Annotated in this window: 11 protein-coding genes; 6 read left to right on the top strand and 5 right to left on the bottom strand. The window is 39.9% G+C overall.

Annotation, left to right across the window (positions count from 1 at the left end):
* Nucleotides 1–45: 45 nt before the first annotated feature.
* Nucleotides 46–4,098 (top strand): hybrid sensor histidine kinase/response regulator transcription factor, encoded by a 4,053-nt coding sequence (locus tag ACXIUD_RS18385; protein ID WP_458054115.1) that lies wholly within the window; start codon nt 46–48, stop codon nt 4,096–4,098.
* A gap of 120 nt (nt 4,099–4,218) precedes the next feature.
* Here ACXIUD_RS18385 and ACXIUD_RS18380 read toward each other — a convergent pair whose 3' ends face one another.
* Genes ACXIUD_RS18380 through kduI form a run of 5 tightly spaced genes read right to left on the bottom strand, consistent with a single transcriptional unit; the run spans nt 4,219 to nt 9,766 of the window.
* Nucleotides 4,219–5,646: a tagaturonate reductase gene (locus tag ACXIUD_RS18380; RefSeq protein WP_458054114.1), complete on the bottom strand. Its 1,428-nt coding sequence runs from the start codon at nt 5,644–5,646 to the stop codon at nt 4,219–4,221.
* A gap of 14 nt (nt 5,647–5,660) precedes the next feature.
* Nucleotides 5,661–7,082: a glucuronate isomerase gene (uxaC, locus tag ACXIUD_RS18375; RefSeq protein WP_458054113.1), complete on the bottom strand. Its 1,422-nt coding sequence runs from the start codon at nt 7,080–7,082 to the stop codon at nt 5,661–5,663.
* Nucleotides 7,083–7,111: 29 nt separating this feature from the next.
* Nucleotides 7,112–8,131 (bottom strand): LacI family DNA-binding transcriptional regulator, encoded by a 1,020-nt coding sequence (locus tag ACXIUD_RS18370; protein WP_458054112.1) that lies wholly within the window; start codon nt 8,129–8,131, stop codon nt 7,112–7,114.
* A gap of 11 nt (nt 8,132–8,142) precedes the next feature.
* Nucleotides 8,143–8,925, bottom strand: coding sequence for a gluconate 5-dehydrogenase (locus ACXIUD_RS18365; RefSeq protein ID WP_458054111.1), 783 nt, complete (start codon nt 8,923–8,925; stop codon nt 8,143–8,145).
* 1 nt (nt 8,926) lies between these two features.
* Nucleotides 8,927–9,766 carry a 5-dehydro-4-deoxy-D-glucuronate isomerase gene (gene kduI / locus ACXIUD_RS18360; protein WP_458054159.1) on the bottom strand — a complete coding sequence of 280 codons (840 nt, stop codon included), beginning with the start codon at nt 9,764–9,766 and terminating at the stop codon, nt 8,927–8,929.
* A gap of 290 nt (nt 9,767–10,056) precedes the next feature.
* On the opposite strand from kduI, the gene ACXIUD_RS18355 reads away from it, so the two are divergent.
* The 5 genes from ACXIUD_RS18355 to ACXIUD_RS18335 are packed head-to-tail and all read left to right on the top strand — an operon-like array spanning nt 10,057 to nt 16,007.
* A complete protein-coding gene (locus tag ACXIUD_RS18355; protein ID WP_458054110.1) occupies nt 10,057–11,307 on the top strand; it encodes a DUF4861 domain-containing protein in 1,251 nt (416 codons plus the stop codon).
* Between the two features lie 59 nt (nt 11,308–11,366).
* Nucleotides 11,367–12,554 carry a glycoside hydrolase family 88/105 protein gene (locus tag ACXIUD_RS18350; protein ID WP_458054109.1) on the top strand — a complete coding sequence of 396 codons (1,188 nt, stop codon included), beginning with the start codon at nt 11,367–11,369 and terminating at the stop codon, nt 12,552–12,554.
* Nucleotides 12,555–12,556: 2 nt separating this feature from the next.
* Entirely contained in the window at nt 12,557–13,525 is a 969-nt protein-coding gene (locus tag ACXIUD_RS18345) for a pectinesterase family protein (RefSeq protein ID WP_458054108.1), read from the top strand.
* A 42-nt stretch (nt 13,526–13,567) separates the two neighbouring features.
* Nucleotides 13,568–15,262, top strand: coding sequence for a glycoside hydrolase family 28 protein (locus ACXIUD_RS18340; RefSeq protein WP_458054107.1), 1,695 nt, complete (start codon nt 13,568–13,570; stop codon nt 15,260–15,262).
* Between the two features lies 1 nt (nt 15,263).
* Nucleotides 15,264–16,007 (top strand): rhamnogalacturonan acetylesterase, encoded by a 744-nt coding sequence (locus ACXIUD_RS18335; protein ID WP_458054106.1) that lies wholly within the window; start codon nt 15,264–15,266, stop codon nt 16,005–16,007.
* Nucleotides 16,008–16,276 lie beyond the last annotated feature (269 nt).

Raw genomic sequence — 16,276 nt, 5'->3', positions numbered from 1 at the left:
CGAAATATCTAAGGCAAAATTCCAGCTAATTTCTATTTTCACCATATGAAAGTAAAGTGTGTCATTGGGCTATTCTTCATTGGTGTTTCTTTTGGTTTTTTTTCTGATCTCCAAGGTCAACAGTTAACCTATGACAATATTAAATTCGATAGAATCGGAGTCCAAAAAGGCCTATCCCAAAATAGTGTTTTAAGCATATATCAGGATATTTTTGGATTTATTTGGTTAGGAACACGAGATGGTTTGAATAAATTTGACGGCTATGATTTTGAGATTTTTAGGCATGAAATCAATAACAAGACGAGTTTAGGTGGAAATACAGTCACAGAAATCCAAGGAGACTCTAAAGGGAATATTTGGGTAATTACTGAAAATGGACTCAGTTTTTTAGATAGAAAAAAAGGAACATTTAAAAATTATACGTTACCATCAGATCAATATGAGAGTACGTTGTTTAATGCCTTGTTGATTGATAAATTAGACAGGATTTGGGTTGGTGGGAGATTTGGATTGTTCCTTTTTGACGTAGAGAAAGAGGAGTTTTCCAAAGTTGGAAGTTCATCTTTACAACTTTTGGGGATGGTTACTGCCTTAACTGTGGATTTTAATGGTAAAATCCTTGTTGGATCCTCTCGAATGACCATTCATAGTGTAGAACAGGATCTTTCACTTAAAAGAATTGAATTGGAACTACCCTCTCCAAGTACGGCTAGGGTTGAAGCTATGGTAGTAAAAGGAGACTCCTTATGGATAGGGTCATATGGAGATGGTTTGTATTTGTTTAATTCAGAAGGGAAGTTTATTAGTCAGTTTAAACAAGAGGTTGAAGACATCAACAAAAGATTGACTAATAACAATATTCGAACACTTGAAATTGACAATGAGGGGAGCTTATGGGTAGGTACCTTTGATGGATTAAATTTGATAACCGATCAAAATAAAGTCATTTCTATTTTTTCAAAACCTGCACAAGCTGAAAGCCTTTCTCATGGAAGTATCCGATCTATATTAAAAGACAAAAATGGTTCTATTTGGATTGGTACCTACCAAGGTGGTTTAAACTTGTATGACCCAAACTTGCAACGCTTTGAACATTATTATTCGAAACCAGGAGAAGATACTTCTTTATCCTATGATGTAGTTGGTGCTTTCGCCGTAGACTCTAAGGGAAAAGTTTTCATTGGTACCGAAAGAGGGGGACTAAATCGTGTAGAATTTCCAGAGGAAAACCATACATCCATTAAGAGAAATAGTACTATCAAATCTTTAATGGTTGATTTTCAAGATCAAGTTTGGATGGGAGTTTTTAGGGAGGGTTTACAAAAACTGCAAACTGATGGACGTACTATTCTCAATTATCCATCATCCAGCCAACCAGATTTTGCGTTTTTAAAAAGAGCGATCATCAATTTTATCTTACCTGATGGAAAAAAAGGATTATGGCTTGCAGTGGACAGTGGTGGAGGGCTATTTTATTTTGATATAAAGACAGAAAAATTTTCTAATTACCTTGGTCAAGATGAACTACAAGAATATCTTAGAAACTATCCAGTAAAGTCTCTCACATGGTTAGAAAACGATAAATTGATGCTAGCTACCAAAGGAAAAGGTGTAGTGTTTTTTGATACAAAATTAGGGACTTTTGAAACATTTGATAGCTTTGGAGATGATTCTATTTTTGCTGATGAAATCAATCATCTTTTTTTAGATAAAAAGGGTCGTATTTGGATCTCATCTCAAGGAGAGGGAATAATTTTGTTTGATCTCAAAAACAGGACTTCACAACAGTTTCATACTGGGAATGGGTTGCTTAATAATGTTGTACTTGGGACATTACAAGACAATGAAGGAAATCTATGGTTTGTCTGTATCAATGGTATTAATAAACTTACCATAGATGGAGACAACTATTTTTTTAAATCATATCGCTTATCCTCAGGGTTCCCATTAATTGAGCTAAATGAAGGAGCTTTTTTAAAACTACCTACCGGCGAGTTTTTGATTGGAGGAATAAATGGTTATGTCAAATTTGACCCTTTAAAAATTAAAGACAACGAACATGTTCCTAATGTACTGCTTACAAATTTGAGTGTTTCCAATAAGAGAGTTTCCCCAAACGATGAATCTGGTATCTTGGACAACAATATCTATAAGACAGAAAAAATCATCTTGACCTATTTCCAGTCCATTTTTAGTATTGATTTTGCTGCATTGAATTATATTAGACCTGAGAACAATAGCTATGCCTATCAGCTAGTTGGATTTGACGAGGATTGGGTTCAGACTAATGGAAGAAGATCCGCAACGTATACTAGTTTACCTGATGGAACTTACACTTTTTTGGTAAAAGGAAGTAATAATGATGGTATATGGAATGAAATCCCAGCTAAGTTGGAAATCGTCATTTTGCCACCACCTTGGAAAACTTGGTGGGCAATTTCGATTTATGGAATTGTGATTGTATTTGGTTTTTGGATTATTAGAAGAAATGCCATAAAAAGTACTCAATTAAAAAATACGCTTCTTTTAGAACAACTAGAAAAAGAAAAATGGCGTGAATTTCATGATTTAAAGCTGAAATATTTTATTGATGTATCCCATGAGTTCAGGACGCCATTGACCTTGATTCTCTCTCCTTTGGAAGATATCATTGCACGGGGAACGGGAGATTCTTGGCTAAAAAGCCGGCTTAGAATCATGTTTTTCAATGCAAAGCGACTATTACATCTGATTGACCAAATATTGGAAATTCGTGAAATCGAAACAGGTCATTCCCAGCAAAATCTAAAACCTTTATTTTTGGAAAGCTTTTTAGCCGACATACTCGATAGTTTCAAAGGATTGGCAGATAAGCAAAAAATCAAGCTTTCGGCAGCTTTCGATGGTTTGCCCCAACAACCACTTTGGATTGATCAAGACAAAATGGAAAAAATCCTTTTTAATCTCTTATCGAATGCGTTCAAATTTACCCAAGTGGGGGGTGAAATCACTTTTACTGTACAAGAGCGAGGTGGAGTTTATCATTTCACCATCAAAGACAACGGGAGAGGAATCAGTCAAGAAGCATTGCCCCATATTTTTGACCGTTTTTTCAAAGAAAGCAAAAAGCAATATGGGGCCGGTATAGGCTTATCCTTGACAAATTCACTGGTAAGTATATTAGGAGGTAAAATTTCGGTAGAAAGCCAATTAGGAAAAGGAACGGCTTTTTTTATTGAGATGCCATTTGAAATTGCTGACGAAATAGTAGAAAAAGAATCAAGCAATCAACCATTTGTAAAACCTGTACCCTTGGAATATCAGGATACCGAGCTGGCGGGAATGCCGGAGGACAGCAGTGATTCCAAACCAACATTGTTGATTGTCGAAGATAATGTGGAATTAAAAAAATTTCTCAAAGGTCAGTTTAGTCATGAATATGAAGTAATAACGGCTAAAAATGGTGTTTCTGGTTTGAATAAGGCCTTAAAATCTGATCCTGCACTAATTATTTCTGATGTGATGATGCCTGAGATGGATGGAATGGAATTATGTAAAGCAATTAAAACTAATCCAGCTATCAGCCACATTCCGATAATCTTGCTGACCGCCAAAAGCGCCCAAAATTTCAAGTTGGAGGGGTTAGAATATGGGGCAGATGATTTTATCAGTAAGCCATTCAATATATTAGAATTGAAAGCCAAGGTCAAGAGCATACTCAAAAATAGAGCCTTGGTACAGGAGAAATTCAGGGGTGAGCAAGCTTTGGGGGATTCCAAAGGAACGTTGAGTACGCAGGACAGAGACTTGATGCAAAAAGTCCAACAGCTAGTGGATGAACATCTGAGTCAACCGAATCTTACAGTTGACTTTCTAAGTGACCAAATAGGGATGAGTAGGGTGCATTTATTCAGAAAAATCAAAGCCCTTACCGGACTTACGCCTTCTGAGTTTATCAAGGAAAAACGAATGAACCTCGCCATGAAACTTCTGCTTTCTCAAAAGCACAGAGTTTCTGATATCGCCTACGAAGTGGGTTTTCAGGATGTGGCGTACTTTGGAAAAGTTTTCAAAAAGCACTTTGGGCATAGCCCGGGAGAAGTCAAAAAACAGGAGTAAAAGTTGTCAAACAACCTGTTGAACCTTTACCCAAATACATATAAATTCCTGCAAATGCCAAAATCTGCCATCTGTAGGTATGGTTGAAAAGCTTTTTTTCCGAATTACCTGAATGTAAATTTAACTTGCTTCAACTATACTTAGGTAGTTCAATAATTCTTGCTCCACAGCTGATTTCAAACCTTTGATTTTTCCTAAGTTTTCTTCCCACAGACCTTCGTTGGATAGAATTTTGTCAACTTTTTCTGATAGTTCATTAGGCTCATTCCAGACTGAGTTGAAAAATGACATGATTTCAGGGCTATCATTCACTGGAAGTTTTGTTTCTTGATATTCACCCTTATAAAACAAGATTAAAGCTGCGAATGACTTGATTAAAATGGAGGGTAACTGTTGATTTTTATGATAATATCCAATAAGGGATGGAAGCACTCGAACTTTAAATTTGGATACAGCATTCAACGCGATGCTGGCAAGCTCATGGTGAACATATGGATTTCGGAAGCGATCCAATACATCCTGTGCAAAGTCTAGCAGTTCATCTTTTGGCATATCCATGCTAGGAATGATTTCATCATAAATGATTTTTTCCAAAACTGGATAAAATTTGACATCTTCCATACAATCTCTAACGGTTCTTAAGCCTTCCAAATAGGCCAAGGGAACCATTGCGGTGTGTGCTCCATTGAGAATTCTGACTTTCCGTGTTCTATAAGGAGTCAGGTCATCTACTACCTTGATTTGTAAGCCAGCTTGTTCGATAGGTAGAATATTTTGAATGCTTTTAGGACCTTCAATTACCCACAAATGAAAAGGCTCTGCTTTGACTAGTAAAGAGTCGAAGTATCCAAGTTCCTGTTGGATTTCTTTGGCAGTCTCTTTTGGATAGCCTGGCACAATTCTGTCTACCAGTGTATTGTAAAATGTATTTTGGTTGATTACCCAGTCCTTAAAAGCTTGAGGTAGCTTCCAAAGTTTTACATATTGAAGTACGCATCTTTGAAGCTCCTCGCCGTTTTTATCGATCAGTTCACAAGGTAATATGTAAAGCCCTTTGTCTTTGGATGCATTGAAATGATTGTATCGCTCCCAAAGTAAGAGGGTGACTTTACCGGGAAATGTTTCGGGAGTTTTGTCATAGGAGCGATCTGATGGTTCAAACGCAATACCTGCTTCTGTAGTATTCGAAAGTAATATCTGGAGGTCAGGATTTTTTGCCAAGTTCTTGAATCCGATAAAATCCTCATAGGGATTGATTACTCCTTCTACAGCTGTAATCAATCTGGCTTCGTTGATTTCCTGACCTTGGTGAATGCCTTGTAAGACAACATGGTACAAGCCATCCTGTTGGTTGACTTGTGTTCCCATGCCTTGCTGTAAAGGTTGTACAATCTGAATATTACCATTGAAATCTGTCAACTCATTCATTTGATCGATCATCCAATCGCAAAATCCGCGTAAAAAGTTGCCTTCTCCAAATTGGACAACTTTGATGGGTCGGGCTTCAGTAGTAACAGTATTCCTTGTGAGCTTATTGAGAGTATCCATGGCGGTGCTTTTCCTTAGAAATTAAAATATGCTTTAGCATTGTGGTAACAAATGTCTGAAACGATTTTTCCTAGCCATTTTTCATCTGCTGGCAGTTCTCCTTTCTCTACATCTTTTCCTACCAAATTACATAAGACTCTTCGGAAGTATTCGTGTCTTGGGAAGGAGAGAAAACTTCTGGAATCCGTCAACATCCCAACAAAGCAGCTCAAAAGCCCCATATTAGAAAGAGTATTGAGTTGTTTTTCCATGCCGTCTTTTTGGTCTAAAAACCACCACCCTGATCCAAACTGTATCTTTCCTTTGACAGACCCATCGTTGAAGTTGCCTACCATCGTAGCAAGCACTTCATTATCTCCTGGGTTCAGGTTATAAAGAATAGTTTTTGTCAATTGGTCAGTGGAGTCCAGCAGATTGAGAAATCCAGCTAAGCCTAAAGCTTGAGGATAATCTCCAATAGAATCAAAACCAGTATCAGGACCTAATTTGGAAAGCATACGTTGATTGGTGTTCCTAAGGGCGCCGAGATGAAATTGTTGTACCCAACCTTTGGCATGATACATCTTACATAATTCAAGCAAAGTGTTGAATTTGAAATACTTGATCTCTTCTCCACTTAATGTTTGACCATATAGTAGTTTTTGGAACAAAAGATCGGGGGAGAATTTACCAAGTTTGAAAATATATAATTGCTCTAGTCCATGATCGGAAATCGTACAACCATGAGCTGCAAAAAAGTCTATGCGATTTTGTAAGGCTTGAAGCAAGTCTGAATAATTATTGATATCAAAACCAACTGCATCAGACAATTTGCTTACATAGGCCATGTAAGTTTTAGAATTTTCAACAGCAAACGCTTTGTCAGGCCGGAATGCAGGGAAAAGTTTGGGAGAGATACCATTTTTCTGCCCTAGCTTATGAAACTCCAAGCTATCTATAGGGTCATCAGTACTGCAAACAACCTCTACATCCATTTTCTGGAGCAATCCTTGAGCCTTAAAGTTATGGTCTTGCAATGCTTCAGTTGTTTGGAAAAATATTTCATTTGCATTTTCTAAATTAAGTAACGCATCTATTCCGAAATATCGCTTCAATTCCAAATGTGTCCAGTGATAAAGTGGATTTCTCAATGTGTAAGGCACAGTCTCTGCCCATTTCTGGAATTTTTCCTGATCACTGGCATTGCCTGTGATGTATTTTTCATCAACTCCTAGTGTTCGCATCGCACGCCATTTGTAGTGATCACCTGCCAGCCAAACTTCAGAAATACTTCTGTATTGTTTGTTTTCAGCAATTTCTTTCGGAGAAAGATGGTTGTGATAATCCAAGATGGGTAGATGCTTGGCATATTGATGATACAGTATCTTTGCAAATTCTGATTCTAATAGAAAGTCATCGCATAGAAAGCTTTTTTTGATTATATCTGTAGAAAACATAAGCTTAATAGGTTATTAGAGATTCATTATTATTTTTGTGTCGATTGTCTGAGAATTAACTCAGGTTTTAGTACTGTCTTTTGTGGAGTTTCATCCGTTTTTTCGTTATTGAGGATAGCAAAAAAGGTTTCTGCTGTAACTCTCCCCATAGGAATGGATTTTTGGTCTACAGTGGTAATAGTTGGGTCAGTGAATGATGTAAATGGCTCATTTCCAAAACCAGCAATCTTAACTTGTTGGGGCACTTGTATACCTTTTTCTTTGAGAATTTGAAGAGCTCCCATAGCAGCGTAATCTGAGCTTGAAAAAATAGCATCAAATTCAACACCTTTTTTCAAAAGGTTCTCTGTACTTGACCTTCCATCCTCCAATTGCATGTTACTTTCTTCAATCAAGTTCGGGTCGAGTTGAATTTGATTGTCTCGTAGGGCATCTTCGTAGCCTCTTAATCTGTCCCGATAAATATTGATTTTTTTAGGACTGGTAAAGTGGACAATGTTTCGGCACCCTTGCTTGATCAGGTGATCTGTCATCTGATAAGCAGCCAAATAGTCATCGATGACTACCTGTGATACTTCCAATTCATTGGTAATCCGGTCAAATAAAACTAAGGGGATTCCTTTATCGAGTACTTTTTTGAAATGGTCAAAATTGGAGGTGTTTTTGCCTATGGAAGCGATGATGCCGTCCACACGTGCATTGAGTAATGCCTCGATGGTCTGTACTTCTTTGTCGTATTCATCATAGGATTGGGAAATGATAACCTTGTAATCCAGATTATTGGCAATTTCCTCAATCCCTCTTACCACAGAGGAAAAGAAATTTCTATTGGCAGTTGGGACGACTACGCCGATCAGCTTGCTTTTGCCGCTTCGGAGGGCGGAAGCAATGTGATTGGGTTGGTAGTTGAGTTGCTTAGCCATCTTTACCACTTGCTTCTTGGTGGTTTCTGAAATCCGCGGATTATCATTCAATGCGCGGGACACTGTCGAAGCCGTGATATTTAATTTTTCAGCAATATCGTGAATAGTTGCTTTTCCTTTTTTCATACGTTGTTGAATTAATCTCTAGGCCTGCCAATCGTTGCCAAGATCCCTCCATCCACATAGATAATTTGCCCATTGACAAAATCGCTTGCTTTGGAGGCTAAGAATACCGTTGCACCGGCAAGATCTTCAGGGTTTCCCCATCTCCCTGCGGGTGTTCGTTCGAGGATGAAATTGTTCATAGGATGTCCATCTACTCGGATAGGTTTGGTTTGTTCAGTTGCAAAATAACCGGGACCTATGCCGTTGACCTGTATATTATATTTTGCCCACTCGGTTGACAAGTTTTTGGTAAGCATTTTCAATCCACCTTTTGCTGCAGAATAAGCAGTGACAGTATCTCTTCCAAGTTCGCTCATCATGGAGCAAATATTGATGATTTTTCCGCCCCTTCGCTCAATCATCCCTTTGGCCACTGCTTGGGAGAGAATAAAGGGTGACACCAAATCTACATCGATGACTTTTCTGAAATCTTCAGGGTCCATTTCTAAGGCAGGTACCCGCATGATCATCCCAGCATTGTTGACCAGAATGTCTATGGGGCCAATTTCTGCGGTAATCTTAGCAATATTATCTTGAACCACACCAGGCATGGTCACATCGAAGAGATAACCCTTGGCATCAATGCCAGCTTCCTTGTATGCTTTCAAGGCACTCTCCATTTTTTCCGGTGTATGTCCATTGATGACGAGTATAGCCCCCGCTTTTGCAAGCGCTTGTGCCATTGCCATCCCTAATCCATGCGTTGCCCCTGTTACGAGTGCGACTTTTCCATCCAATGAAAATAAATCGTTCATCTTAGCGGAGTTTATCAGGTGAAACGACATCCATATCTCCATAGTCCAGATTTTCACCCGCCATTCCCCAAATAAAGGTATAGTTAGAAGTGCCAGCACCACTGTGAATAGACCAAGGTGGACAGATGATTGCTTGATGATTGGTTAGCCATATATGACGAGTTTCCTGTGGTTCGCCCATAAAGTGGCAAACTGTCTGCCCTTCACTCAAATCAAAATAGAAATAGGCCTCCATGCGTCGGTCGTGCGTATGGGCAGGCATGGTATTCCAAACCGACCCTGTTTTCAGTTCAGTCATCCCCATTTGCAATTGGCAGGTTTCTACCACCGAATTGACAATCAACTTGTAAATCGTACGGGCATTGGAGTTTTCTACGGAGCCCAACTCTACAATTTCCGCATTGGATTTATCTACTTTTTTGGTTGGGAAAGTAGCATGTGCCGGAGCGGAATTGAAGTATAAAAGGGCCTCACCTTCAGCAGCAGGATGGAACACCACCGATTGTGTGCCTTTACCTACGTACAAAGCCTCTTTAGGATTGAGAACAATTTTTTCTCCTTCAACTTCTATGTTACAGGTACTTCCAACATTGATGATACCTATTTCTCTTCTTTCCAAAAAGTAGGTGGATTTCAGTTGTTCGACTGTCTCTAAGTGGAGTGGTTTGGATTGAGGAAAAATTCCTCCCACGATTAAACGGTCATTTAAAGAATAAACACCTGTGATGGTATCGGCTATGAATACCTGATCTACAAGAAAGTGTGCTCTTAGTTGCCTGGTGTCATACCCTTTGACATCTGTAGGATGGTTGGAGTATCTAGTTTGAATAGTTGTGTGCATCATATGTAAAATTAATGCTATCGGTTGCGCAATATAAAACTTATTGCGCAATTAAGTAAATTTGCTAGAATTATTTTTGAAGAGTACATGATTTTAAAATTTGATTTGATGACGTATAGCAAAGTAATAATGTTCTGTTTTGAGGTCAAATAGGTAATTTTATTTGATTTTTTTTTAATGACATTTTTTTTTCTCAGATTAGTTTGGTATTTATGCAATCGATTGCTCAAATGAATTCCTTTGCGCATTTATTGCACAAAAAAAATCTGTTAACTTAGCTAGTTGTTGTTGTGAAAAAAATAACTGTTCCTACACTCCTGATTCTCTGCTTATTTTTCACCATTGGGCCAACTTCTGAACTTTGGGCCCAAGAGAAATACAGGTGTACAATAGAGCTAACTAATCCTATTGGCTTAGAACGTACAGATGCTTTTGTACTTGTACCCAAAGAAAAACTTACGCCACTCTTTCCCCTCATCCAATCATCGCATTTGACTGTTCTAGAAGGTAATCAATCCATTCCCTTTCAATGGGTTGACAATGGTGCAGAGCAAGGCTTGGTGTTGGTTTTTCCGAATTTTCAGGAATTTGAAAAGAAAATCATTCATGTCATCTACGACGAACAAACCGTCCCAAACCACAATTTCACCAAACGAACACAGGCAGAGCTTTCGCACAAAGTCGGTGGCTACTTTGAAAATCGGAAATATATCGGGGGAAATTTTCAGAACGTACAATCCCTGAAAGTTCCGGCTGAACATACGGACCATTCTTGGTACATCCGCTATGAAGGTCCAGGTTGGGAGTCCGATAAGGTTGGATATCGTTTTTATTTGGATTGGAGAAATGGCGTGGATGTGTTTGGAAAAAAAGTGAGTGAACCCATCCTGCAATTGGTTGGACTGGATGGATTTGATTCCTATCATGAAATGCAGGACTGGGGAATGGATGTACTGAAGGTTGGAAAAACTCTGGGAGTAGGCTCAATCGCTGCATTCCACCAAGGTAAGGCAGTCAGAGTGGAACAGACCGATAGTTTGTATGCGGAAATACTGCAAAACGGTGTACTTTACTCTGCTGTGGAAACCCACTATTATGGTTGGCAGGTAGGTGGGCGAACCACAGATTTGTTTTCTCAAATCAGCATCTCAGCCGGAAGTAGGCTGAGTAAGCAACACATCCGTCTTAGTAATGAACTTGATAACATTGCCACTGGTCTTATCAAAGACCGAAAAGCTGAACTGATGGTGCATCAGACGGACCAAGGATATGGCTATCTTGCAACCTATGGGCCCCAAAGCCTAAACGATGACTTGCTTGGAATAGCAATTATTTTCAATCAAGCGGACGTGCTTGAAGTAACAGCAGATGAGTTATCCCATGTGGTGATCCTCAAACCATCTAACCAAGAAGTAAGCTATTATTTCTTGGCTGCATGGGAACTTGAACCCGGGGGACTTCGGAGTAAAGAAGCTTTTGAAAACTATTTGAAGCAAACCATCCGGGAGTTGTCGAACCCCATCAAAGTGGAAATAAACTAGTGTAATTCTTGATGCTATGAGTACATATAAACTTGGGAATTTGTCTAAAATCTGTTGATATGAAAGCTGTCATACTCTTGTGCTTCTTGATTTTGCATCCCTTTTTGGTGGCTTGCCAACAGGAGGCTGTGCCCCCACAAAAAAGTTATGCTGCTTGGATGGCGGATTCCGAGATGCTGAGGAATCCGGATGGCTGGACCATTGATTTCAATGCCAAACCCAAGTGGGAGTATACGCATGGCTTAATCATGATGGCAATGTTGAGGGTGTATGATCAAACCAAGGATCCCCAATACTTAAACTATGTGAAACATTTCTCTGAGTTTATGATTCAGGAGTCTGGTGAAATTTTGACCTACAAACTATCGGATTATAACATTGACCGAGTCAATGGAGGGAAGTTTTTGATTACGCTTTATAAATACACTAATGACCAACGCTACTTATTGGCATTGAATCAATTGAGGCAGCAAATGCGCGAACATCCCCGAAACAGCGAGGGGGGTTTTTGGCATAAAAAAGTTTATCCTCATCAGATGTGGCTGGATGGACTGTATATGGGTGCTCCTTTTTTAGCTCAGTATGCAGCTACTTTTGATGAACAAGACATTTGGGATGATATCTTCAATCAATTTTATTTAGTAGACAAGTATCATTACACGCCTGAAAATGGGCTTTATCATCATGCATACGACGAAAGTAAATCGGAACGCTGGGCAGATACAGCTACTGGGCTTTCTAAAAACTACTGGGGAAGAAGCATCGGCTGGTTGGCAATGGCTATGATTGATGTTTTGGATTATTTTCCCGTCGAACATCCCAAGCGCGCGACTTTGGAAGCATACGCTAATCAATTGGCACAAGGAATTATAGCATACCAACATGAGTCAGGAACTTGGTATCAGGTGGTGGATCAAGGTGAGCGGGAAGGAAATTATTTGGAAGCTTCTGTATCCAGTATGTTGGCCTATTTTCTGCTGAAAGGAACGGAAAATGGAGTGCTGAAATCAACATACAGAGCAGCAGGGATACAAGCATATGAGGGTATCCTTCAAATGTTCATTTCTGAAAACCCAGATGGTTCCTTAACCATGAATGACATTTGCGGTGTTGCGGGTTTAGGAGGTAATCCGTATCGGGATGGTAGTTTTGAATATTACATCGGAGAACCTATTCGTCCAAATGACCCCAAAGGTGTTGGCCCATTTATTCTTGCGAGTTTGGTCTATGAAAATCTAAGGAGGTAAGCATGGTACAGATGATTGTTTTGTGGATAGTTCAGCTAAGCTTGCTCAGCAATCCCGACTTTACCGTTGCTCAGGATGGTACGGGAGATTTTAGAACAATTCAGGAGGCGATTATGGCTGTGCCCGATTTTAGGAGTGCGCCCACGGTTATACGAATAAAAGCTGGAGTTTATAAAGAAAAAATCATCCTTCCAAATTCCAAAACCCATGTATGGTTTATTGGGGAAGATGCCGCTACGACGGTATTGACCTATGATGATCATGCTTCCAGGTTGAATCGTTTTGGTGAATCACTAGGCACTTCTGCTTCCAGTTCCTTTTTTATCTTCGGCAATGACTTCTATGCGTATAATCTCACGTTTGAAAATTCAGCGGGACCAGTAGGGCAGGCAGTTGCTGTCCGTGTCTCCGCCGACCGGGCTGTCTTTGAAAAATGTCGTTTTTTGGGACATCAAGACACACTTTATGCCGAGGGGGAAGGAACCCGACACTATTACAAGGAGTGCTACATCGAGGGAACCACTGATTTTATTTTCGGAGCAGCTACATCCGTTTTTGACAACTGCCAGATTCATTCCAAGGCGGGTGGCAAATACATCACGGCAGCCTCCACTCCAGAGAAGCAAGCACATGGTTTTATATTCTTCCAATGTAAACTCACGGGGGATTCACCGGTGGGAACAGTTTTTTTGGGAAGACCATGGAGGCCATTTGCGCAAACAGTTTTCATCCAATCTGACTTAGGCCCTCACATTGCTTCCCAAGGCTGGCACAATTGGAATAAACCCGATGCTGAAAAAACAGTCCACTATGCTGAAATTGAGAATTTTGGCCCCGGAGCTGTCTCTAAGGAGCGAGTACCTTGGGCCAAAACAAGCGCATCAAAAGAGGCGGCTGTTATCAGTCTTTCGGCAGTTTTGGCAGGCAAGGACGGCTGGAATCCACATGAATTTCTTATCTCTCAAAAATAGTCAGACCTATTGTATACGCTCAATGCACTAAACCCTATTCACATGAACCATCCACACACCAAATTCTTATTCATTTGTTTGATTTGGAGCGCTTTTGTTACGAGTTGTCAAGCGCAACAGCACACAATCAATCAGTCCACCATCTATGATGGGATTGAATTTGACATGCCCCACGTAAAAGAAACTTCCTTTCCGGATTACACCATTGTTATAAAGGATTTCGGAGGAGTTGCTGATGGGCTGACCAAAAACACGGAAGCCTTTGCTCAAGCAATGGCTCATCTGGAGGCCAAAGGCGGGGGTACCCTGTTGGTGCCTAGAGGAATCTGGTTGACAGGTCCCATCGTATTCAAAAGCAATGTGAGGCTACATGTAGATGCAGGGGCACTGATTCTATTTTCTAAGGATTTTGATGATTATCCCTTGGTGGATACAAGTTTTGAAGGACTTGATACCAGACGCTGCATGTCACCAATCTATGCTTATGGTGTAGAAAACATAGCCATTACCGGAACCGGAACAATCGACGGAAATGGAGATGCTTGGAGATTTGTCAAAAAAAGCAAAATGACGGGCAATCAGTGGAAATCTTTGTTGGAAAAAGGAGGCGTTTTAAATGAAAAAGGGGATACCTGGTTTCCCTCCGAAAGCTCCTTGAAAGGTTTTCAGGCAAGTTCAAATTTCAATGTTCCAGACTTGATTCCGGTGGAGGAATACGAATCGATTCGTGATTTTCTGAGGCCCGTATTGGTCAGTATTGTCAAAAGTAAGCGGATTTTATTGGATGGTCCTACCTTCCAAAATTCCCCCGCATGGAATATTCATCCTTTGATGAGTGAAGACATTATTATCCGCAACCTTAATGTGCGGAATCCTTGGTATTCTCAAAATGGCGATGGATTGGATGTGGAATCCTGCAAAAGGGTTTTGATTTACAACAATATTTTTGATGTGGGTGACGATGCTATTTGCTTCAAATCAGGAAAAAATGAAGATGGTAGAAGAAGAGCTATACCTACCGAACATGTGATTGTCAAAAACAATATTGTCTACCATGGTCATGGGGGTATTGTCATAGGAAGTGAAATGTCTGGGGGTGTGAGAAATATCCATATCTCTCAATGCACATTTATGGGAACAGATGTTGGCTTGCGTTTTAAAAGCACCAGAGGTCGTGGAGGATTGGTAGAAAATATCTACATATCTCATATTGATATGATTAACATCCCAACGGATGTTATTAATTTCAATCTTTTTTATGGAGGTAACTCCCCTATCCCAGAACCGGACCAAGATGCCAGCAAAGAGGCTAGGGATGAACGCCTGGCGCCAGTTACGGTAGAAACCCCTTCCTTTAAAAATATTTACATGAAGCACATCGTCGCCACAGGTAGCGGAGTCGCAGCTAATTTTCAAGGCTTGCCGGAGATGAATTTACAGAATGTACACTTGGAGCACGCAACTTTGGAGGCTAAAAAAGGAATCATCGCAGTCGATACAGATGGGCTTTTTTTGAACAATGTAAAGGTGATGGCAGCTACAGGCCCAGCTTTGGTATTGTACAACAGTAAAAACGTGCAAGTTTCCAAGTTTGATTATGTAGTCAAGGAAGAGGTTGGGATTTCTGTCTTAGGTCCTTTGTCTATGGCTATTCAAATTTCCAAGGAGTCTTTGAGAAGAGCTACTGATGTATCTAAGGGCGAGGGAGTTCGTACAAATGCAGTCATTGTTAAGTAAGATGAAAAGTATTGGAATTGTATGTGTGCTGGGATTGCTTCTTTCATTTCAAAAGTTGAAGGAAGCACCGCTCAAGATATTTCTTGTGGGAGATTCAACCATGGCTGATAAGTCCTATGTGCCAGGCAATCCAGAGAAGGGTTGGGGTCAAATTTTGCCTTTGTATTTCAAGGAGGGAGTAATGATTGTCAATCATGCCGTCAATGGAAGAAGTACTAAAAACTTTCGGGAAGAAGGAAGATGGGACAAGGTACTTGATGAGGTTCAGGAAGGAGACTTTATCTTCATTCAGTTTGGTCACAATGACCAAAAAGAGGATGACCAAAACCGCTATGCCTCTCCTGCTGATTATAAAAAAAACCTCACCCGATACGTGATGGAAGCCAGGGCTAAAGGAGCAATTCCTGTGTTGGCTACCCCGTTGTCAAGAAGGAGTTTTGATGGACAAGGCAATCTTAAAGACACGCATGCGGCGTATACCCTTCAAATGAAAGAGGTGGCTTTGGAATTGGATGTCATTCTTCTGGATTTAAATGCCAAAAGCAGGGAATTGCTAATGGCTTGGGGTGTGGAGCGCTCTAAGGAGCTGTTTATGCATTTTGAACCCGGTCAATACGAGCGATTTCCAGATGGTATTGTAGACAATACCCATTTCTCACCCACGGGAGCTTTTCGGATGTGCGATTTGGCTGTGGCGGCTATATATCAACAAATTCCAGTATTGGGAGATTACCTCAAAAAGTAAATTTTTTGGGTTATTTTGAAAAGAGTGTTATCGGTGATAGCACTACTTTTTGAATTATGTAAACGATTGCGCAAAACGTCTGTTTTTTCTTTGGTATATTTGAGTGTGGGGAAAAATTTTATCCAAACAATATCCGTTAAAATGTGCTTTTAAGCATTTTTAAACAATCAATATGATATTTTTTTAAAAAATTCTTGTGGAGAAAAATTTTTTTTCATAATATGCAAACGATTGCGCAAAATAATTCTGTTTTTGCAAAAGGCATGCTT

Source organism: Mongoliitalea sp. (assembly GCF_054166905.1).
This window is presented reverse-complemented; position numbering and strand designations above follow the sequence as displayed.